We start from the raw sequence: 18,589 nt of genomic DNA, 5'->3' as shown, positions 1-18,589 counted from the left end.
GCCATTGATTGACACGAGCGGGTTCCCCATGTGCCCCGCCGTGCCTATAATGCGCGCGACCCGCGAGGAGAGAGCGATGCCCAACGACGTCAGAGACCTGTCGGCCAGCAATGACGGTCTGTACCGTTTTCTCGGTGGCTCGCCGCTGTCGGTGGCGTTCCGGCTGATCCTGCTGTCGATCCTGGTCGGCGTGGTGCTCGCCGCCATCGGCTTCGATCCCTGGAATATCCTGCACAGCATCCAGACCCTGTTCCGGCGGCTGTGGGATCTCGGTTTTGACGCCGTTAACTGGCTGTGGCGCTACTTCCTGCTCGGGGCCGTGATCGTGATCCCGATCTGGCTGTTGTCGCGGCTGTTCGGCAGCGCCCGCGGGCGATAATCACGCAACAGGCGGTGAGCAGCCAATGCAATTGCTATTTGTCGGCTGCGGCGACGCGCTCGGTTCCGGCGGCAGGTTCAACACCTGCTTCCACGTCACGGGCGCCAACGTCAATTTCCTGATCGATTGCGGCGCGTCGTCGTTACCGGCGCTGAAACGCCTCGGCATCGCGCGCGACGCCATCGACCTGATCCTGATCACGCATTTTCACGGTGACCATTTTGGCGGCCTGCCGTTCCTGCTGCTGGACGCGCAGTTCACGCGCCGCTCCCGGCCGCTCGTCATTGCCGGGCCACAGGGCATCGAGGCGAAGCTCCCCAATTTGATGGAAGCGCTGTTCGAGCACTCCTCCAAAACCACGCCGCGCTTCGATCTCTCGGTCGTTGCGCTGGAACCGGAGCAGAGCCGGACGTTTGGCGAAGTCAAGGTGACGCCGTATCCGGCGGTCCACGGCGAATCCGGCGGACCCTTCCTGGCCTATCGCGTCGAGGCCGAGGGGCGCGTCATCACCTACAGCGCCGACACCGAATGGACGGAGACGCTGATCCCGGCGGCACGTGGTGCCGACCTGTTCATTGCCGAAGCCTATTACTACGACAAGATCGTCAAGAACCATCTCAGCCTGAAGACGCTGGAAGCGCATCTTCCCGAGATCAACGCCAAGCGGCTGGTGCTGACGCATATGAGCGAGGACATGCTCGCCCGGCTGGGCGAACTGCCCTACACGACCGCCCGTGACGGCATGGCCGTCGAGCTCTAGGCATGCATTCGCCCGTAGCGCCATCCAGGGTCACGACGGCGCAGGTGTTTGCGATCGCGGGCCCCGCGATGGTCGCGAACCTGACCACGCCGCTGATCGGCATCGTCTCGACCACGGCGATCGGCCGGCTCGGCGATGCCGCGATGCTCGGCGGCGTCGCGATGGCGTCCGTGCTGTTCGACTGCATGTTCTGGCTGTTCGGCTTCCTGCGCATGAGCACGTTAGCGTTTGCGGCGCAGTCGCTGGGATCAGGCGAGACCTCGGAATTGCGCGCGATCCTGCTACGCGGACTGATCGTCGCGGCGCTGACAGGGACGGCGCTCATCGCCTTGCAGATCCCGCTCGCGGCCCTGCTGCTCGGCGCGATGGGCGGCAGCGAAGGCGTCACGCGCGCCGCGAAGACCTATTTTACAATCCGGATCTGGTCCGCGCCGCTGGCGCTCGGCAACTATGTCGTGCTGGGATGGCTGATCGGACAGGCTCGCGCCAAACTGGCGCTCGGCACGCAGGTCACCATCAACCTGATCAACATGGCGGCAACGGTGCTGCTGGTGCTGGTATTCGACCTCGGCATTGCCGGTGCTGCAATCGCCGCGTTGATTGCGGAGGCGGCGGGCCTCGCGCTCGGTGGCCTGATCGCACACCGTCTCTCGCAAGGCCAACTCGCGATATCCAGCGCCACGCTGTTTGACAGCACCAAGCTGATGCGAATGCTCTCGGTCAATCGTGACATCCTGATCCGCACGGCATCGCTGATCGTGGCGTTCCTGTTCTTCACCTCGCAGGGTGCGCGCGCCGGCGACATGACGCTCGCCGCCAACGCGGTGCTGAACAATTTTCTCCTGATCAGCGCCTTCTTCCTCGACGGTCTCGCGAACGCCGCCGAGCAGCTTTGTGGCCGCGCCTATGGCGCACGCGACAAGAATGCTTTTGCCGGCGCAGTGAAGCTCGTTGTCATATGGGGCTTTGGCTTTGCCCTTGCGGTAGCCGGAACTTTTCTGCTGTTTGGCCCGGCGCTGATCGACATCATGACGGCGAGCGTGGACGTACGGCGCATCGCGCGCGATTATCTGCCGTTCGTGATCTTTGCGCCGCTGCTCGGCGTATTCGCCTTTGCCTATGACGGTGTCTATATCGGCGCCACCTGGGCGCGCGACATGCGCAACCTGATGGTGCTGGCGCTTCTGATTTTTCTCGGCGCGTGGTTTGCGTTGCGTTCGTTCGGAAATGCCGGGCTGTGGGCGGCGTTCCTGGTGCACTATGCGGCGCGCGGCGGGCTCGAGGCGTTGAGATATCCGGCACTGTTGAGGAAGTCGTTTGGAACGTGACGGCTGCTGCGATGGCGGTCTGCTCCCTCGCCCCGCTCTTGCGGGGTCGAGACAAGCGAAGCTTGCTCTTAGAGGGTCGGGGTAAGGGGCTCTCTCCGCGAAGACGGTGAAAGATACGTTCGCGGATAGAGCCCCTCACCCGGATTGCTTCGCAATCCGACCTCTCCCCGCGAAGAGCGGGGCGAGGTGACTTCAAACGCGCTCACGCGCGAAAAACTACACCACCGGCCAATCCTCGGCCGTGATCGTCGCGGCGTCGGCGCCGACGATCTCCGACAGCGAGTCGCGCCCGGTTCGCAGCAATGTCGAGGCGAGATCGTTCTTGATGTCGTCGACCAGCCCGAGGCCCTTGTAGACCAGCGACGAATAGAGCTGGATCAGGCTGGCGCCGGCGCGGATCTTCGTCAGCGCCGCGCCGCCGGAATCGATACCGCCGACGCCGATCAGCGGAAACGCGCCTTCGGTGCGGACATAGGTCTCGGCCACCATGCGCGTCGATAATCGAAACAGCGGCCGTCCGGATAGTCCGCCCTGCTCTTTCGCGCGGGCCTGTTCGCGCAAGGACGAGGGCCGCGCCAGCGTAGTGTTGGCGACGATCATGCCGTCGACCCGGCGCGAGCGCGCGATGTGCACGACGTCGTCGAGTTCCGTCAAACTCAGATCCGGTGCGATCTTCAGCAGCACCGGCGAATCGCCGGCATTCCTGCGCACCCGTTCGCGTGCATCGATGACCTTGGCGAGCAGGTCGTCAAGCGCCGCGGATTGCTGCAGATTGCGCAGGCCCGGCGTGTTCGGCGAGGAGACGTTGACGGTGAAATAGCTCGCCACCGGCGCAAATGTCTCGATCAGCTTGACGTAGTCGGCGACGCGGTCGGACGAATCCTTGTTGGCCCCGACGTTGACGCCGACGATGCCGCCATGATGGGCGCGCGCCGCCAGCCGGCGCAGCGCGGCCTCGGCGCCGTCATTGTTGAAGCCCATGCGGTTGATCACGGCTTCATCCCGCTCCAGCCGAAACAGCCGCGGCCGCGGATTGCCGCCCTGCGGCTTCGGCGTCACCGTGCCGATTTCGACAAAGCCAAACCCGAGCCGCAACAGCGCGTCGGGCACTTCCGCGCTCTTGTCGAAGCCCGCGGCCATGCCGATCGGATTGGGAAAATTCAGGCCGAAGGCCCGCACCGCCAGCTTGTGGTCGTCGGCCCGCGGCTTGACCGGCGGCAGCAGCCGCAGGCCATGGATCGCCATGCGATGCGCGTCCTCCGGATCGAACCAGCGCAGCAGTGGCAGCGAAAAGGCGTCGAAGGCGCGGATCACGGGAGAAGCTCCGGAATGTCGTGAGTGCCGTCGGACCGCGCGCGCATGTCGAGGATGTCGGTCACCGCGCCGAGATCGAGTTCGCCGTAGAGGTGCGGGAACAGTTCGTCGTTGCGCGAAGGCTCCCAGCGCAACGCATCGCCGAGCGCATCCGCGTCGACCGCGACCAGGAACAGGCCGGTCTGGCCGAAATAATGCTTTCGCGCCGTCTCGGCGACCTGGGACGCCGTGGAGAAATGAATGAAGCCGTCGCGCAGATCGTCGCTGCTGCCCCGGTAGACGCCCTGCCGTTCGGCCTCGCGCCAGGCCGAGGCGGGAGTGATTTTATAGATGGTCGTCGGCACGGCGTTCCGGGCTTGTCGTTGAGACGGTTGGGATTTTCCCGGAAATGGCCGGGTGGCGGCCGACCGTAAAGGCCGCAGGCCGCCAACTCAAGCGCTGCGCAGCAGGGCGCGGCACGAGATTTGCGAAAACGAGCCGAATGAGGCAATAATTCCTAGGCGATTCCGGGATTTTCGATGGCCAGGCATTCCAAGGCGCAGCGCATTTTGACCCACAGCCAGGTCTGGACCGCGCTCGACCGGCTGGCCGAACGCGCCGGCATGTCGCCCTCGGGCCTCGCCAAACGGTCCGGACTCGACCCCACCACCTTCAACAAGTCCAAGCGCATCACCGCCGACGGCCGCGAGCGCTGGCCTTCGACCGAATCGGTTTCCAAGGCGCTGGCCGCGACCAATTCGTCGATCGACACCTTTGTGCAGTTGATCGGCGATGGCGCGCGCAGCCTGCAATCGGTGCCGCTGCTGGGGCTGGCGCAAGCCGGCAGCGGCGGCCATTTCGACGACAGCGGCCTTCCCGCCGGCCGCGGCTGGGACGAGGTGGCGCTGCCGCAGGCCTCTGACGAGCATGCCTACGCGCTGGAAATCTCGGGCGATTCGATGAAGCCCGCTTATCGCGACGGCGACATCATCGTGGTGTCGCCGGGAACGCCGATCCGCCGCGGCGACCGCGTCGTGCTCAAGACGTCGGACGGCGAAGTGATGGTCAAGGAATTGAAGCGCCGCACCACCAGGACGCTGGAACTGCAGTCGCTCAACCCGGCCCAGGCCGATCGCACGCTCGACGCCGAAGATGTGGCGTGGATCGCAAGGATCGTGTGGGCGAGCCAGTAGGATTTGTCGCTCCGTGACTGATGTGCTGAGCGACCTGCTGCAACATTCCCTTCGCATCGTGTTGTGCGGAACCGCCGCCGGAACCACATCCGCCGCCGAGCGGGCGTACTACGCGCACCGGCAAAACAAGTTCTGGAAGATTTTGCACGAAACGAGACTCACGCCGGAGCCGCTGCAGCCGCGTCAATTCCGCAACCTGCTGCAATATGGGATCGGCCTGACTGATCTGGTGAAAGCGGGCGCGGGGATGGACCGTGCGACGCTTCCGAAGCTGACGACGGCGGACCGTGCCCGGCTGAGCGATGCCATCGCGACATTCCGTCCGCGATTTCTCGCCTTCACCAGCAAGACGGCTGGACAAAAATTCTTCGACGGCAAGCGAGACTATGGCGAGCAGTTGGAGCTGATTGGCGATACCAGGGTCTGGATATTGCCTTCGACCTCGGGCGCCGCCAATGGAAGCTGGCGGCCGGAAATCTGGCACCGATTTGCGGATAAAGTCAGAGCGGCGAGCTGACTGCCTTCCCTTCTCCCCTTGTGGGAGAAGGTGCCGTAGCGAAGCGAAGGCGGATGAGGGGTCTGTCTCCGCGGAGAGAACCCCTCATCCGGCGCTTCGCGCCACCTTCTCCCACAAGGGGAGAAGGGAAAAAGAAACTACGTCGCGTAATCCGGCTCCTTGCGGTCCAGCATCCGCTTCAAGGCATCGAAATGCCGCTGGGCCGGAGTCGGTCCCTTGTAGAGATGCTCGTCCTTATAGTCGCGCTTGGTTTTCTCCACCACGGGCGCCGGAAGCTGCTTCAACCTCTGCCCGGTCCACATCGCGTAGATCTGCACCTGCGCCGCACGCTCGACGTAGTAGAGCATGTCGTAGGCTTCGGCGACGGTGGCGCCGACGGTGGAGATGCCGTGATTGGCCATGAACAGCACGGTCTTGTCGCCGATGACTCTTGCGAGCCGCGCGCCTTCGGCGGGATCGAGCGCCGGGCCGGTATATTCGTCGTCATAGGCGATGGCGCCCGACAGCCCGACCTCGGTCTGGCCGATTTCCTTGATGTGGGGGTCTTCGAGCCGCGTCAGCGCGCTGGCGTGCGGCATGTGGGTGTGAAACACCGCCTTCGCCTGCGGCAGCGCCTTGTGGATCGGCGCGTGGATGCAATAGCAGGAACGCTCCACCTCGCCCTCGCCGCGCTTGACCTCGCCGTCGTCGATGCCGACTTCCATGAAGCAGGAAGCGGTGACCTCGGACCAATGCGTGCCGAACGGGATCTGGTAGTAGCGATCGGTGCTATCAGGCACCACGAAGGTCAGATGGTTGAAGATGCCTTCGGAAAAACCCTGGATGAACGCCAGCCGGTGCGCGGCCGCGAGATCGACCCGGGCCTGCCATTGCTCGGTGCTGACATTGTCCTGAAGCGATTTTGGCGAAACCCTGAACTGCATCAGCTTTCTCCCTGATCCGCTGTGATGCCTGCCCCTCGGCGGAGGCTTTGACGGCTGTTATGGGAAGATTGTAGCGCAATCCGGCGCGGGCATGGCTGAAATTGCAGCGGGCCTGCCATCCGACTTTGCGGGCTCTGCCTCGGACCGAGGCGTAGCCCGGATGGAGCGAAGCGCAATCCTGGACCGCTCACGCCGCTTGCACTTTCCCGGATTTCGCTGCGCTCCATCCGGGCTACGAACTGGGTCCCTGCGCCCGTGCGCAATTGCGCACTAGGCAGGGACGACGGAGAGAGCTACGCGCTCCGTGCCAGCGCTCCGTCGATCATGTTGACCGCATTCGTCACGCCATACACCGCGACGAACGAGCCGAAGCGCGGGCCCTTCTCCTGGCCGAGCAGCACCTGATAGAGCATGTTGAACCAGTCGAGCGAGACGCCGGGCCGGCCATCCTTGCCCTTCTTCACCGGATCCAGGAACGGCTCGCGGCGGCCGATTTCGTAGACCACGTTCTGGATGTCTTCCGCCGATGATCCCGCCGGCATGTTCGACAGCGCATCGCGCAGGTCCTGCAGCGCGGCGCGCTCGCCCTCGGTCGGCTCGCGGAACTGCTTGGTCGGCGCCACGAAGTCGCGATAGTAGTTGATGGCGTAGCCGACCATCGCATCGAGCTTCGCATGGGTCTGCGGCGTCACGCCGGGACGATAGCGCCCGATGAAACCCCACAGCGTCTCGGCATTCTCCGCATTCGACGACGACACCAGCGTTAGCAACAACTGGAACGTGACCGGCATGTCGGCCTTCGGCGGCTTGCCGGCATGGATGTGCCAGACCGGATTGGCGAGCTGCTGCTTGGCATCCTGCCGCGTGAAGCCGTCGAGGAATTGCTGATAGTCGTCGACGTTGCGCGGGATGACGTCGAAATAGAGCCGCTTCGCCGCCTTTGGCTCGCGGTACATGAACAGCGACAGCGATTCCGGCGACGCATAGCGCAGCCATTCGTCGATGGTGAGGCCGTTGCCCTTCGACTTCGAAATCTTCTGGCCCTTTTCGTCGAGGAACAGTTCGAAATTGAACCCCTCCGGCGGCGTGCCGCCGAGCGCCGAACAAATCTTGCCGGAAAGCTTCACCGAGTCGATCAGGTCCTTGCCGGCCATTTCATAGTCGACGCCGAGCGCGAACCAGCGCATCGCCCAATCCGGCTTCCACTGCAGCTTGCAGTGGCCGCCGGTGACGGGAACGGTGACGCTCTCCCTGGTCTCGGGATCTTCATAGGAGATCGTACCGGCCTTGGCGTCATGCGCGGTCACCGGCACGTAGAGCACGAGGCCCGTGCGCGGGCAGATCGGCAAGAACGGCGAATAGCTCGCCGCGCGCTCCTCGCGCAATGACGGCAGCATGATCGCCATCACCTTCTCGATCCGCTCCAGCATGCGCAGCAGCGCGGCGTCGAACTTGCCCGAGGTGTAGTAGTCGGTCGCGCTTGCGAATTCGTAGTCGAATCCGAACTGATCAAGGAAGGCGCGCAGCCGCGCGTTGTTGTGCTGGCCGAAGCTTGGATGGGTGCCGAAGGGATCGGGCACCTTGGTCAGCGGCTTGCCGAGATTGGTTTCCAGCAGCTCCTTGTTCGGCACATTGTCCGGCACCTTGCGCAGGCCGTCCATGTCGTCGGAAAACGCCAGCAGCCGCGTCTTGATCTTGTCCTCGGTCAGCACGCGGAAGGCATGGCGCACCATGCTGGTGCGCGCGACCTCGCCAAACGTGCCGATATGCGGCAGGCCCGATGGACCGTAACCGGTCTCGAACAGCACCTCGTCCTTCGGGTTTTTCTTCAGCCGCGCGACAATCGCTTTGGCCTGCTCGAACGGCCAGGCGTTGGATTGTTCGGCGAGCGCGCGCAAATCGCTCGGGCTAAAGGCATGGTCGATCGTGGACATTTTGTAAGGGCTCTCTCCGGAAGCCGCGGAAACTAGCGCTTCCGCGCAAAAATGCAAAATGACGGCCGAAACTCCGTAGATTCCATGGGGCGGTGAGCGTGGCCTTTCCGGTAGGTTTGGGTTTCCACACTCGAACCATCGGAGAGTCAGATGCAAGCATCGACCGTAGACACGCCCACCGTCGACCATTGTGGCACAATTTTCGTTGCAATCGAACTGAGTCAGAAGAGCTGGCTGGTGACGCTGCACAGCCCGGACAAAGGCAAGATGTCCCGCCATAAGTTGGAGGGAGGAGATCATGCCGAGTTGCTGGCACTGATCGGTCGGGAGCGCGACCGGGCGGCTCGGGCGCTGGGAGCCATTCCGGCGGTGGTGAGCTGCTACGAGGCCGGCTACGACGGGTTCTGGCTGCACCGGCTTCTGATGGCGGCCGGGATCACGAACTACGTGTTTGACCCTGCGAGCATTGCGGTGGATCAGCGGGCGCGTCGGGTGAAGACCGACCGGATCGACGGCGAGAAGATGCTGCGGACGCTGATGGCGTATCTGCGCGGTGAGCCGCAGGTGGTACGGATCGTGCGGGTACCTGCGCCGGAGCAAGAGGACGCCCGCCGCGCCAGCCGCGAACGCGGCCGGCTGATCAAGGAACAGACCGCGCACACCAGCCGGATCAAGGCGCTGCTGCGGCTGTTGGGCATGGCGGTCGGGAACCCGCGCCGGCGCGACTGGCTGAACTGGCTGGCGACGCAGCGGGATTGGCAGGGCCAGGCGGTGCCGCCACGGATGCTGGCGGAGATCAAGTACGAGCACGCGCGGCTGATGCTGGTACGCGAACAGCTCGAGCGGCTCGCACAGGCACAGGCTCAAGCGGATCCGGCACCTGCGGCGGCGCAGATGGCGGAGCGCAGCGAACTGTTGCTCCGGCTCAAATGCCTCGGCCCGGCGTTCGCGACGACGCTGGCCAGCGAGGTGTTCTACAAGGACTTCCGCAACCGGCGTGAGGTCGCGAGCTATTTCGGGCTGACGCCCAGTCCGTGGCAGAGCGGCGGGATCGACCGCGACCAGGGCATCAGCAAGGCGGGCAACCCGCGCGCCCGCTGCGCCGCGATCGAACTTTCCTGGCTGTGGCTGCGGCATCAGCCGGAGAGTGCGCTCACCCGATGGTTCCGCAGCCGCACCCACAACAACGCCAGCAAGCGCAACAAGCGCATCGCCATCGTGGCCTTGGCGCGCAAGCTGATGGTGGCGCTCTGGCGCTATCTCACAACCGGCCTGGTCCCCGAAGGAGCCCTGCTCAAGGCCACAAAGCCGTAACCGTTTCAAGCAACGCGTCAGCGTCGCGGCACCAGCCGCGGTCAGCGCGGAATGGATGATGACCGTGCCACCCTTGGGCCAAATCAACAGGCCGCTTCGTAGATGGGTCTCATCCTCGTGGCTTCCTCGCCGCAAGCATGCGGAATGTGGGTACCGGGCTGTAACCGCCCGACCGGATATGAGGTGATGCAGTGAGCTGCTGCATAAATCGCCGGAAGCCAGTTCCTGAGCGCACCGACCGCGGCGGCACGCTGCGCTACGCATGGCTCCGCGCGCCGCCGCTCCGCCGAATGCAAAAAATCACATCCAAGCCCCGGTTGGGATGCTTGACTCAAAAGGCCTCATATGAGGGTGGGCAAAGGCGCACTTGCGCCGTGCCCACCCTCTCTCGCCGGTCTGCGTCTCCAATGGTGGGCACGCTTCGCTTTGCCCACCCTACGAAGCTACGAAGCAAACTCCTAAAACGGACTGATCGAAAAATACCGCAGCCACAAATCAGTGAAGCGGCCTTTTTCCCAGATCCGGAACAGCGCCCAGTTCAGCGACGTCCGCAGCAGATCGTTACCCTTGCGGACGGCGATGCCGATGCCCTCGCCGAAATAGCGGCTCTCGACAAAGGGCCCGCCCGAGAACGCGCAGCATTCGCCCGAATCGGTGCCGTTGATCCAGAACGCCAGCGAGATCGCGTCGCCGAAGATGAAATCGACCTCGCTCCGCCGCAAGGCGAGCCGCAACGCGTCATCATTGGGATAGGATTTGAGCTCGGCGTCGGTGAACATCGCCTTCAGATAGGCCTCGTGCGAAGTGCCGGCGATGACGCCGACCTTCTTGCCTTCGAGATATTCAGGGCGGATCTCCGGCATGACAGCGTCGCGCCGCGACACGAAGCGCGCCGGCGCGCGGTAATAGGGATCGGTGAAATCGAGCCTGGCGCGCAAGGCCGGCGTCACCGCCATGGAGGCGATGATGGCGTCGCCGCGGTTGCTGGTAATGGCGTCGACCAGCGTCTCGAACCGGCGCATCTGGACGGTGCAGGAAATCTTGATCTCGTCGCACAGCGCGCGCGCCAGATCGACATTGAAGCCGGCGGGATTGCCGTCGGCACCGGTGAAGTTGAACGGCGGGTAATCGGTCTCGGTCAGGAACCGGATCACGGTGAGGCGCGACATGTCCGGCCGATCCGGACGGCGCCGCGGGTCCCAGAAACCAGGCACCGCCTGCGGTGCCGCCTCGACCGCCGGGCGGGGTTGGGTCTGCGCCTGCGCAGCACCGCCAACAGCCATCAAGGCGAACGCAATCGATAGCCCGGCCAGCCAGGCGCGGACGCTTCGACGCAGTCTTGCATTGGTTAACGGTGCGTTAAGATATGGCATCTTCGGCAATGCTTGCGGAATTCACGGCCTTATAGACCATCCGACCCACGATGCGAGGGCCGTTTTTGGAGCTTTTGGCCAGCCCTGCCGGCTTAGAGATAGCGCTTCAAATCCTTGGCTGCTTCTGCTGGCGTCCGTTTCAGGTTGAAGGGCGCTACGAAATGGCCGTCGCGGTCCATCAGATAGACCAGCGCGGTATGGTCCATGGTGTAGTCGCCGTCCTTGAGCGGGACTTTTCTGGCATAGACCCGATAGGCTGAAATCACCTTGGCCACCGCCGCAGGCTCCCCGGTCAGCCCCTTCAAATGCGGATCGAAGCTGGAGAGATAGTCCTTCATCGCGGCCGCCGTGTCGCGCTCGGGATCAACGGAAACGAACCAGGCGTTGACCTTGTCGGCGTCCGTGCCCATTGCCTTCAAGACCTCGGAAATCTCGAACAGCGAGGTCGGGCAAACATCCGGGCAATGGGTGAAGCCGAAGAAGATCAGCGTCGGCTTGCCCTTCAAATTCTGCTCGGTGACGGCCTGGCCGGCCTGGTCGGTCAATTGAAACGGACCGCCGATCGCAGCCGGCGCGGTCACGGTGCGCAAGCCGCCCATCGCCCACAGCATGATCACCAGCCCGACCACGAGGCTCGTGGCAAAGGCAGCGATAATCACCAGCGGGCGGATCGTCCGGTCCATCGTGGATTTCCTTTTCGCCGTATCAGAAGCAGGCCGAGATGCCGGCGGCGATCATCTCGAAAAACACCGCGGTGCCGTAATGGAACCACAATGCCGCCGCGCCGAGCACGGCCAGCGCGCCGAGGGCGGCTGCGCTCCAAACGATCATGGACGCCACCCTGCCCTGACGCGAGGTCGCGGTCATCATTCCGGCTTGGGTGGAGATCGGTTGAGCCATGCGTTTCAGATAGGGCTAGTTCCCGGGGCAGGCAAGCGGAATGGCCGCGCCGGACATCACGTCATGCGGAGGGCCAGACTGGCCGAGAGGTGCACGAAAAGTAAATGGCCGGAAGACCCGGCCACGACGTCACCTTTCGGCGAAACGGCCGCCCTGGTTCAGCGCGATGATGCCGGCTTGTTGGTGGAGGCTTGCGCGTCGAGGTAGCAGGGCTTGTACATCGACTGCAGCTGCTTGCCGCGCAGGAAGAGCATGCGCTGGGTCAGGCCGCCACGCGCCGCAATCCACTTCCGGACCGCTGGCGGATACATCGAATACAGCATGTGGGTGGCTTCGGCGTTGGTGACGGCGCGGCCGTTGGCGCCGAAATCCCAAGCGGCATGAAAGCCGAGATTGGCGTGTGACGTCACACAGATACGGTCATGGGGAACCGCGCCGAGCACGATGGTGCAGGCCGAGGCGCAGAGCCCATCGATGATGACGGTTTCGCCCGAGGTGCGCAGGCCCTGGTATTTGTCGACATAGGTGCCGATCCGGCCGCCGCGGTCGTCGGCAATCCGCACCACAGCATGGCTCGCCCCTACCCCCGCCAGCAGCAGCACCGCTGCAAGCAACCCCGTCACCAGCTTCATATCCCAGCCCCAGTCGAAGAAATGTCGAAACCGAATCTGATTGTCTTAGTGATGCAAGACAGGATGTAGCGTCGTTTGAGATCGTGATTTTGTCTAGGCAGACACAGCCCGTCAAAACAAATTCAAATTAAGTGTTGCCGGGCCGCTGCACCCTCCGCGCGAAAAGGTCCCATACTGGAACAAACGACTCTCGCCGAGGGTGGCGACGCAGCCACAGGCAAGACGCTTTGCCGTTGACCGCGCGCGAGGACGCGGGCTTGAATCATAAATGGCACGGGGGAGGAAACGATGACTGAGGTCACAGACGTAATCGTGGTCGGCGGCGGACTGGCGGGGCTGGTCGCGGCGACCGAAATCGCAGACGCCGGCAAGCGCGTCATCGTCGTCGATCAGGAAGGCGAACAAAGCCTTGGCGGACAAGCCTTTTGGTCGTTCGGCGGACTCTTCCTGGTGGACTCTCCCGAGCAGCGCCGGCTCGGCATCAAGGACTCCTACGACCTCGCACTGCAGGACTGGATGGGGACCGCGGGCTTCGACCGCGACGACGACCATTGGCCCAAGCAATGGGCGGAAGCCTATGTCGCGTTCGCGGCCGGCGAGAAGCGCAACTGGCTGCGCGCGATGGGCCACCGTATTTTTCCGGTGGTCGGCTGGGCCGAGCGCGGCGGCTATGACGCGATGGGCCATGGCAATTCGGTGCCGCGCTTTCACGTCACCTGGGGCACCGGCCCGGGCATTGTCGAGCCGTTCGTACGCCGCGCACGCGAAGCGCAAACAAAAGGCCGGTTAACGTTCAGGTTTCGCCACCGCGTCGACACACTCGTGATGGCGAACGGCGCGGTCGAGGGCATCAGTGGTTCGGTGCTCGAACCTGACAGCGTCGAGCGCGGCAAGAGCTCCTCGCGCAAGGTCGTGGGCGATTTCAGCTTGCGCGCGCAGGCCGTGATCGTCGCTTCCGGCGGCATCGGCGGCAATCACGACATCGTCCGGCAGAACTGGCCGAAGCGCCTGGGCGAGCCGCCGAAATTCATGATCTCCGGCGTGCCCGAACATGTCGACGGCCGCATGATCGGCATCACCGAGGCCGCCGGCGCGCGGCTGATCAACCGCGACCGGATGTGGCATTACGTCGAGGGCATCCGAAACTGGAATCCGATCTGGCCGCGCCACGGCATCCGCATCCTGCCCGGCCCGTCGTCGATGTGGTTCGACGCCACGGGCAAGCGGCTGCCCGCGCCGCTGTTCCCCGGCTCCGACACGCTCGGCCAGCTGCACTACATCATGTCGACCGGATACGATTATTCCTGGTTCATCCTGACCCAGAGCATCATCAAGAAAGAGTTTGCGCTCTCCGGCTCCGAGCAGAATCCGGACCTCACCGGCAAGAGCTGGCGCATGACCATCAAGCGCGCCACCAACAAGGGCGCACCAGCGCCGGTGGAAGCGTTCAAGAAGAACGGCGCGGATTTCATCGTGCGCGACAATCTCGCCGACCTCGTCAGCGCGATGAATGCGCTTTCAGGTGACGGCCTGCTCCAGCACGACCACATCAAGGCGCAGATCGAGGCGCGTGATCGCGAGATCACCAACCCCTACGTCAAGGACGCGCAGGTGATGAACCTGCACAATGCGCGCCGTTACATCGGCGACAAACTGATCCGCACGGCGAAGCCGCATCGTATTCTCGATCCCGACCACGGCCCGCTGATCGCGGTCAAGCTCAACATCCTGACGCGCAAGACGCTGGGCGGCTTCGAGACCGATCTGGACTCGCGCGTGTTCGGCACGAGCGGCGAGGTCATCCGGGGACTTTATGCCGCAGGCGAAGCCGCCGGCTTCGGCGGCGGCGGCGTGCACGGCTACCGTTCGCTGGAAGGCACTTTCCTGGGAGGATGCCTGTTCTCAGGGCGAAATGCGGGACGCGCGGCGGCAAAGGCGGCGGGGTGAAACGCCTTCCCGTCAAGGCCTGGCATAGCCGCCTGAAGGACGGCGTCGCTTCCGCTCGCCTGTGCCGAGGTTCGATGCAAATAACGCAGTAGTCCTCGAGGCGTGAGCGCGCTAAGAAGCCGCCGCCCCTTATCAGGAGAAAAACATGACCATCCAGCGCTTCGAAACCGGACCTCGCATGAGCCAGGTCGTCGTCCACGGCAACACCGTCTATCTCGCGGGCGTCGTCGCCGGCAAGGCGGCCGGCAAGAGCGTGACCGAGCAGACGCAAGACATCCTCGCGATCATCGACGGCCATCTCGCCAAGGCCGGCACCGACAAGTCGAAGCTCTTGTCCGCCACGATCTACATCACCGACATGAAGACGTTTCCCGAAATGAACGCGGCGTGGGACGGCTGGGTGTCGGCGGGCAACACGCCGGCGCGCGCCACCGTCGAGGCCAAGCTCGCCGCGCCGCAGTACAATGTCGAGATCATGGTGGTCGCGGCAAAGTAAGGCCCCATCGCTCCACGATATTTCGAATGCCCCGGATTGCAGATGCGATCCGGGGCATTTTCATTCTGCGCCTCACGCGCTGATCCTTGCACCCGCGACGTCGCCGATGTCGGCCTGAAGCCAGCGGGCGATCCGGCGCCAGGAGTGGCTCAACGCCTTGCTTCCCATGAACAGGCCGAGATGACCGCCCGGCTCGCAGGCGCGTTCCAGCCACGCGGCTTGCGTGCCGAGTAGCCGTGCGGTGGCGAACGCCTGATCGCGCGGCACGACGATGTCATTCTCTGCCGCCAGCAGGAAGACCGGCACATGCACCTCGGCGAGATCGATCCTGCGGCCGAGCGCAACGAAGCGCCCGCGCGCGATCTGATTCCGGCGAAACACCCGCTCGGTCACCTCGAGATAGTAGGTCCCCGGCAGATCCAGCGTGTCGCGATCCCAGCGCTCGAAGCGATCCAGCAGCATCAGCGCCTCGTCCGATCCGTCACCAAGCCCCCGTTGCAGCGCGGCTTCCACGTCGTGCTGGCTGAACGGAATGTTCCAGAACCGGAGCATGTGCTCGCCGCTGACGACGCCGTCGCCCTGCTGCACCATCTGCTCGAACGCCGACTGCGGAAGTGCGGCCACCATCTTCGAGAGTTCTGACGGCGTGGAAACATCGACCGGGGCGCCGGCGAGCACCAGCCGCCGCACCTTGCCCGGAAAACGGGCGGCATAGATCAGCGACAGCCATCCGCCCTGACACAGACCGACAAGATCGACCGGGGCGCCGATCTCGTCGATCGCCACATTGAGCTCGGCAAGATAATTGTCGATCGACATCTGGCGCATGTCGGCCGTGGCCGAGCACCAGTCAGAGACATAGACGCGGTCGATGCCGCCCTTGTGCAGCGCCTCGACCAAACTGTGGCCCGGCGCAAAGTCCGCGACCAGCGCGCTATGCAGCGCATAGGGCGCGCAGACGAGAACCGGCTGTTGCTCCGCCTTCCCTTGCAAGAATTGCCGTAAGCGCATCGATGGAAGTTGCAGGGTCACCGTATTTGGCGTGGTCCAGGCGAGCGGCGCTTGCTCGGGCGCACGGGAAGGCGCGGGCTTGGGATCGGCGAACCATTGCGCGTAGCTGTCGAGCGCCAGCTTCGTGGCTTGCAGCGGCCACAGCCATACCTGTTGCGCCCAGTCGGCGCCCGCATGCTGCTCCGGCTTTGTCTTCTCTGTCACGCCCAGCTTTGCTCCTGATCAGGAACCAACGAGGTCGAGATCGTGCTTTTACGCCAAATCCGGCGCGGGCCCTAGCCCGATTGATCATCACCTCGAATCCCCAGACCTCCGAGGTCAAACCCTTGACCTCGGAGGTAATCGATTAGCGCGGGCGAATTTCCAATAGTCGGTCAGCCGGCCCATTCGGCACATGCGAAGGAGAGCACGATGACCGACATCAACAAGATTGCCCGCAACTACATCGATCTGTGGAACGAGCGAACGCCCGGCCGCCGCCGCGAAATGCTGGCTGCGAACTGGACCAGCGACGCCCGATATGTTGACCCCCTAATGTCGGGCGACGGCCATGACGGCGTGGACGCGCTGATATCGGGCGTGCAGCAGCGGTTTCCGGATTTCAGGTTCAGGCTGATCGGCGAGCCCAATGGCTTTGGCGATCATGTCCGCTTTTCCTGGGGACTGGGACCCGATGGCGGCGACAGCCCGATCAAGGGAACCGATTTCGCAGTGCTCCGCGATGGACGCATCCGCAGCATCATCGGGTTCCTCGATCAGGTGCCGGCGGCTTGACGGACATGTAGGGTGGGCAAAGCGAAGCGTGCCCACCATCCATTTCGCGAATGAGAGATGGTGGGCACGGCGCAGACGCGCCTTTGCCCACCCTACGGCTCCGAAATATTCCAGGAACCTTTTTATCCTCCCGCATCCAATCCCAATACCCTGTTATTGGTGGACATCATGCGTCAGGTCCCTGTCCCGAATATCGCGCCGCTCGACACCGGCGACATCGAGCTAGTGCGGCGTGCGCTGGCCCGCGAGGAGGCGGCGGTGCGCGCGATCATGCAGGCGAACAACCGCCGGCTCTACCGGCTCGCCCGCGGCATCCTGCGCAACGATGGCGAGGCCGAGGATGTGGTGCAGGAAGCCTACGTCCGCGCCTTCACACATCTGGAAAGCTTTCGCGGCGATTGCAGCCTGTCGACCTGGCTGTCGCGGATCGCGATCAACGAGGCACTGGGCCGGCTGCGCCGCCGTCGGCCCGCGGTGGAACTGGACTCCTTGCCGCAAGGCGCGCTCGAAGCCGAAATCATCCAGTTCCCCCTCGCCGCCGCCGATCCGGAAAAATCAATGGCCCAACGTGAAATCCAAGCCGTCGTCGAACATGCCATCGATGAATTGCCGGAAGCGTTTCGTCTCGTCTTCATCACCCGCGTCATCGAAGGGATGAATGTGGAAGAGACTGCCGAGATCCTCTCGCTCAAGCCCGAGACCGTGAAGAGCCGGCTGCACCGCGCCCGCACGATGCTGCGCGACATCGTCGAGAAGAAAATTGGTCCCGTGGTGATGGAAGCGTTCCCATTTGCCGGCAAGCGCTGCGAGCGGCTGACGGACACGGTGCTGAAGCGACTAGGGTACGGTTAATTTTTCCGGGAACCTCTGCACTCCACGACCATCCAACTCCTGTGCATCAACAACGCGCGGCCTCAGCGCCGCGCCACAGGAGTGTCAGACATGTTCGTTCGATTGAGTGCGGCGATCGCCGCATTGAGCATCCTAAGCAGCGCTGCGCTGGCGCAGGGCGCAAAACCTACCGATCCCCAGATCGCGCATATCGCCTACACCGCAGGGGTCATCGACATCGCTGCCGCCAAGCAGGCGATCGAAAAGGCCGGCAACAAGGACGTCAAGGCGTTCGCGCAGGACATGGTGCGCGACCATGAGGCCGTGAACAAGCAGGCGCTCGACCTCGTCAAGAAGCTGAACGTGACGCCGGAGGACAACGACACCAGCAAGGCGCTGTCGAAGCAGGCCACCGAGAAGCTTAACGAACTCGCCAGGCTGAAGGGCGCCGAATACGACAAGGCCTATGTCGCCAACGAGGTCGCCTACCACAAGGCCGTCAACGGCGCGCTGGAGACGCAGCTGATTCCGTCGGCCAGCAATGCCGAGTTGAAAAGCCTGCTGCAGACCGGCCTGAAGATTTTTCAGGGCCACCAGCAGCACGCCGAACAGGTCGCCGCCAAGCTGAAGTAGGGAGCCCGCCATGCGTCCGGGACGCTGTCTACTTGCCATGGCCGCCCTGCTGTTCGGCGCCATGGCCGTCCCGGCGCAGGTGGCGACGATCCAGATTACGACGACCGACCTGGTGTTCGCGCCGGCCGAAGTTTCGGCCAAGGTTGGCGATACCATCGAATGGATCAACACGGACGTGTTCGTCCACACCGCGACCGCCCGCAATGGCGACTTCGACGTCAACATGCCGCCGAAGAGGACCGTGACGTCAGTGCTGAAGAAGGCCGGCGTCGTCGAGTATTACTGCCGGTACCATCCGAACATGAAGGCGGTGCTGACGATCGCGCCCTAACAGCGTCCGCTTTTGCGATG

General features: G+C 63.8%; 21 protein-coding genes. 12 read left to right on the top strand and 9 right to left on the bottom strand.

The window, feature by feature from the left end; translation table 11 throughout:
- Positions 1-76: 76 nt before the first annotated feature.
- The 3 genes from V1294_RS06345 to V1294_RS06335 are packed head-to-tail and all read left to right on the top strand — an operon-like array spanning position 77 to position 2,467.
- Positions 77-379, top strand: coding sequence for a DUF6460 domain-containing protein (locus V1294_RS06345; RefSeq protein ID WP_334489248.1), 303 nt, complete (start codon positions 77-79; stop codon positions 377-379).
- Positions 380-404: 25 nt separating this feature from the next.
- The gene (locus V1294_RS06340; protein WP_334495852.1) at positions 405-1,139 is read left to right on the top strand and encodes an MBL fold metallo-hydrolase; all 735 of its coding nucleotides are present in this window, start codon (positions 405-407) and stop codon (positions 1,137-1,139) included.
- A 2-nt stretch (positions 1,140-1,141) separates the two neighbouring features.
- Complete coding sequence (locus V1294_RS06335; protein ID WP_334495850.1) at positions 1,142-2,467, top strand: MATE family efflux transporter; 1,326 nt, start codon at positions 1,142-1,144, stop codon at positions 2,465-2,467.
- A gap of 216 nt (positions 2,468-2,683) precedes the next feature.
- On the opposite strand, the gene V1294_RS06330 is transcribed toward V1294_RS06335, so the two are convergent.
- Both V1294_RS06330 and V1294_RS06325 read right to left on the bottom strand, forming a co-directional pair.
- Positions 2,684-3,781, bottom strand: a complete 1,098-nt coding sequence (locus V1294_RS06330) for a quinone-dependent dihydroorotate dehydrogenase (protein WP_108522182.1) — start codon at positions 3,779-3,781, stop codon at positions 2,684-2,686.
- Positions 3,778-4,125 carry a DUF952 domain-containing protein gene (locus V1294_RS06325; protein ID WP_334495846.1) on the bottom strand — a complete coding sequence of 116 codons (348 nt, stop codon included), beginning with the start codon at positions 4,123-4,125 and terminating at the stop codon, positions 3,778-3,780. Before V1294_RS06325 ends, V1294_RS06330 begins: the two co-directional genes overlap by 4 nt.
- Positions 4,126-4,299: 174 nt before the next feature.
- On the opposite strand from V1294_RS06325, the gene V1294_RS06320 reads away from it, so the two are divergent.
- Positions 4,300-4,953, top strand: coding sequence for a helix-turn-helix transcriptional regulator (locus tag V1294_RS06320; protein ID WP_334495844.1), 654 nt, complete (start codon positions 4,300-4,302; stop codon positions 4,951-4,953).
- Between the two features lie 13 nt (positions 4,954-4,966).
- On the top strand, positions 4,967-5,470 hold the full coding sequence (locus tag V1294_RS06315) for a mismatch-specific DNA-glycosylase (protein ID WP_334489232.1): 504 nt from the start codon (positions 4,967-4,969) through the stop codon (positions 5,468-5,470).
- Between the two features lie 137 nt (positions 5,471-5,607).
- Here the strand turns inward: V1294_RS06315 and V1294_RS06310 are convergent, their stop codons facing one another.
- Positions 5,608-6,393 carry a class II aldolase/adducin family protein gene (locus V1294_RS06310; RefSeq protein WP_334495842.1) on the bottom strand — a complete coding sequence of 262 codons (786 nt, stop codon included), beginning with the start codon at positions 6,391-6,393 and terminating at the stop codon, positions 5,608-5,610.
- 293 nt (positions 6,394-6,686) lie between these two features.
- Positions 6,687-8,327, bottom strand: a complete 1,641-nt coding sequence (locus V1294_RS06305) for a lysine--tRNA ligase (protein ID WP_334495841.1) — start codon at positions 8,325-8,327, stop codon at positions 6,687-6,689.
- Positions 8,328-8,477: 150 nt separating this feature from the next.
- On the opposite strand from V1294_RS06305, the gene V1294_RS06300 reads away from it, so the two are divergent.
- Positions 8,478-9,641, top strand: coding sequence for an IS110 family transposase (locus V1294_RS06300; protein ID WP_334495839.1), 1,164 nt, complete (start codon positions 8,478-8,480; stop codon positions 9,639-9,641).
- A gap of 458 nt (positions 9,642-10,099) precedes the next feature.
- On the opposite strand, the gene V1294_RS06295 is transcribed toward V1294_RS06300, so the two are convergent.
- From V1294_RS06295 to V1294_RS06280, 4 genes are all read right to left on the bottom strand, one after another.
- On the bottom strand, positions 10,100-11,014 hold the full coding sequence (locus V1294_RS06295) for a transporter substrate-binding domain-containing protein (protein WP_417021228.1): 915 nt from the start codon (positions 11,012-11,014) through the stop codon (positions 10,100-10,102).
- A 92-nt stretch (positions 11,015-11,106) separates the two neighbouring features.
- On the bottom strand, positions 11,107-11,697 hold the full coding sequence (locus V1294_RS06290) for an SCO family protein (RefSeq protein WP_108522175.1): 591 nt from the start codon (positions 11,695-11,697) through the stop codon (positions 11,107-11,109).
- Positions 11,698-11,719: 22 nt separating this feature from the next.
- Positions 11,720-11,845, bottom strand: a complete 126-nt coding sequence (locus V1294_RS06285; RefSeq protein WP_274542300.1) for a hypothetical protein — start codon at positions 11,843-11,845, stop codon at positions 11,720-11,722.
- Positions 11,846-12,072: 227 nt separating this feature from the next.
- Positions 12,073-12,546, bottom strand: coding sequence for a hypothetical protein (locus V1294_RS06280; RefSeq protein WP_108522173.1), 474 nt, complete (start codon positions 12,544-12,546; stop codon positions 12,073-12,075).
- Between the two features lie 288 nt (positions 12,547-12,834).
- Between V1294_RS06280 and V1294_RS06275 the strand changes: the two genes are divergently transcribed.
- Both V1294_RS06275 and V1294_RS06270 read left to right on the top strand, forming a co-directional pair.
- Entirely contained in the window at positions 12,835-14,493 is a 1,659-nt protein-coding gene (locus V1294_RS06275) for an FAD-binding dehydrogenase (RefSeq protein ID WP_334495838.1), read from the top strand.
- Between the two features lie 145 nt (positions 14,494-14,638).
- Positions 14,639-14,989, top strand: a complete 351-nt coding sequence (locus V1294_RS06270; protein ID WP_247782935.1) for a RidA family protein — start codon at positions 14,639-14,641, stop codon at positions 14,987-14,989.
- Positions 14,990-15,061: 72 nt separating this feature from the next.
- On the opposite strand, the gene V1294_RS06265 is transcribed toward V1294_RS06270, so the two are convergent.
- Entirely contained in the window at positions 15,062-16,204 is a 1,143-nt protein-coding gene (locus V1294_RS06265; RefSeq protein ID WP_442895320.1) for an alpha/beta fold hydrolase, read from the bottom strand.
- A gap of 207 nt (positions 16,205-16,411) precedes the next feature.
- Here V1294_RS06265 and V1294_RS06260 point away from each other — a divergent pair, with 207 nt between their 5' ends.
- From V1294_RS06260 to V1294_RS06245, 4 genes are all read left to right on the top strand, one after another.
- On the top strand, positions 16,412-16,774 hold the full coding sequence (locus V1294_RS06260) for a nuclear transport factor 2 family protein (protein ID WP_334495837.1): 363 nt from the start codon (positions 16,412-16,414) through the stop codon (positions 16,772-16,774).
- Positions 16,775-16,942: 168 nt separating this feature from the next.
- Complete coding sequence (locus tag V1294_RS06255) at positions 16,943-17,626, top strand: RNA polymerase sigma factor (RefSeq protein WP_334504520.1); 684 nt, start codon at positions 16,943-16,945, stop codon at positions 17,624-17,626.
- A 90-nt stretch (positions 17,627-17,716) separates the two neighbouring features.
- Positions 17,717-18,238, top strand: a complete 522-nt coding sequence (locus V1294_RS06250) for a DUF4142 domain-containing protein (protein ID WP_334489211.1) — start codon at positions 17,717-17,719, stop codon at positions 18,236-18,238.
- A 10-nt stretch (positions 18,239-18,248) separates the two neighbouring features.
- Positions 18,249-18,569 (top strand): cupredoxin domain-containing protein, encoded by a 321-nt coding sequence (locus tag V1294_RS06245; RefSeq protein WP_334495836.1) that lies wholly within the window; start codon positions 18,249-18,251, stop codon positions 18,567-18,569.
- Positions 18,570-18,589: the final 20 nt, after the last annotated feature.

Source organism: Bradyrhizobium sp. AZCC 1678 (genome assembly GCF_036924765.1).
Classification (GTDB): Bacteria; Pseudomonadota; Alphaproteobacteria; order Rhizobiales; family Xanthobacteraceae; genus Bradyrhizobium; species Bradyrhizobium algeriense.
This window is presented reverse-complemented; position numbering and strand designations above follow the sequence as displayed.

Bases quoted from the DNA above. Each gene is read 5' to 3' on its own strand.
- V1294_RS06345 (WP_334489248.1), top strand. From the start codon at position 77: ATGCCCAACGACGTCAGAGACCTGTCGGCCAGCAATGACGGTCTGTAC.
- V1294_RS06340 (WP_334495852.1), top strand. From the start codon at position 405: ATGCAATTGCTATTTGTCGGCTGCGGCGACGCGCTCGGTTCCGGCGGC.
- V1294_RS06335 (WP_334495850.1), top strand. From the start codon at position 1,142: ATGCATTCGCCCGTAGCGCCATCCAGGGTCACGACGGCGCAGGTGTTT.
- V1294_RS06320 (WP_334495844.1), top strand. From the start codon at position 4,300: ATGGCCAGGCATTCCAAGGCGCAGCGCATTTTGACCCACAGCCAGGTC.
- V1294_RS06310 (WP_334495842.1), bottom strand. From the start codon at position 6,393: ATGCAGTTCAGGGTTTCGCCAAAATCGCTTCAGGACAATGTCAGCACC.
- V1294_RS06305 (WP_334495841.1), bottom strand. From the start codon at position 8,327: ATGTCCACGATCGACCATGCCTTTAGCCCGAGCGATTTGCGCGCGCTC.
- V1294_RS06300 (WP_334495839.1), top strand. From the start codon at position 8,478: ATGCAAGCATCGACCGTAGACACGCCCACCGTCGACCATTGTGGCACA.
- V1294_RS06295 (WP_417021228.1), bottom strand. From the start codon at position 11,014: ATGCCATATCTTAACGCACCGTTAACCAATGCAAGACTGCGTCGAAGC.
- V1294_RS06290 (WP_108522175.1), bottom strand. From the start codon at position 11,697: ATGGACCGGACGATCCGCCCGCTGGTGATTATCGCTGCCTTTGCCACG.
- V1294_RS06285 (WP_274542300.1), bottom strand. From the start codon at position 11,845: ATGATCGTTTGGAGCGCAGCCGCCCTCGGCGCGCTGGCCGTGCTCGGC.
- V1294_RS06280 (WP_108522173.1), bottom strand. From the start codon at position 12,546: ATGAAGCTGGTGACGGGGTTGCTTGCAGCGGTGCTGCTGCTGGCGGGG.
- V1294_RS06275 (WP_334495838.1), top strand. From the start codon at position 12,835: ATGACTGAGGTCACAGACGTAATCGTGGTCGGCGGCGGACTGGCGGGG.
- V1294_RS06270 (WP_247782935.1), top strand. From the start codon at position 14,639: ATGACCATCCAGCGCTTCGAAACCGGACCTCGCATGAGCCAGGTCGTC.
- V1294_RS06260 (WP_334495837.1), top strand. From the start codon at position 16,412: ATGACCGACATCAACAAGATTGCCCGCAACTACATCGATCTGTGGAAC.
- V1294_RS06255 (WP_334504520.1), top strand. From the start codon at position 16,943: ATGCGTCAGGTCCCTGTCCCGAATATCGCGCCGCTCGACACCGGCGAC.
- V1294_RS06250 (WP_334489211.1), top strand. From the start codon at position 17,717: ATGTTCGTTCGATTGAGTGCGGCGATCGCCGCATTGAGCATCCTAAGC.
- V1294_RS06245 (WP_334495836.1), top strand. From the start codon at position 18,249: ATGCGTCCGGGACGCTGTCTACTTGCCATGGCCGCCCTGCTGTTCGGC.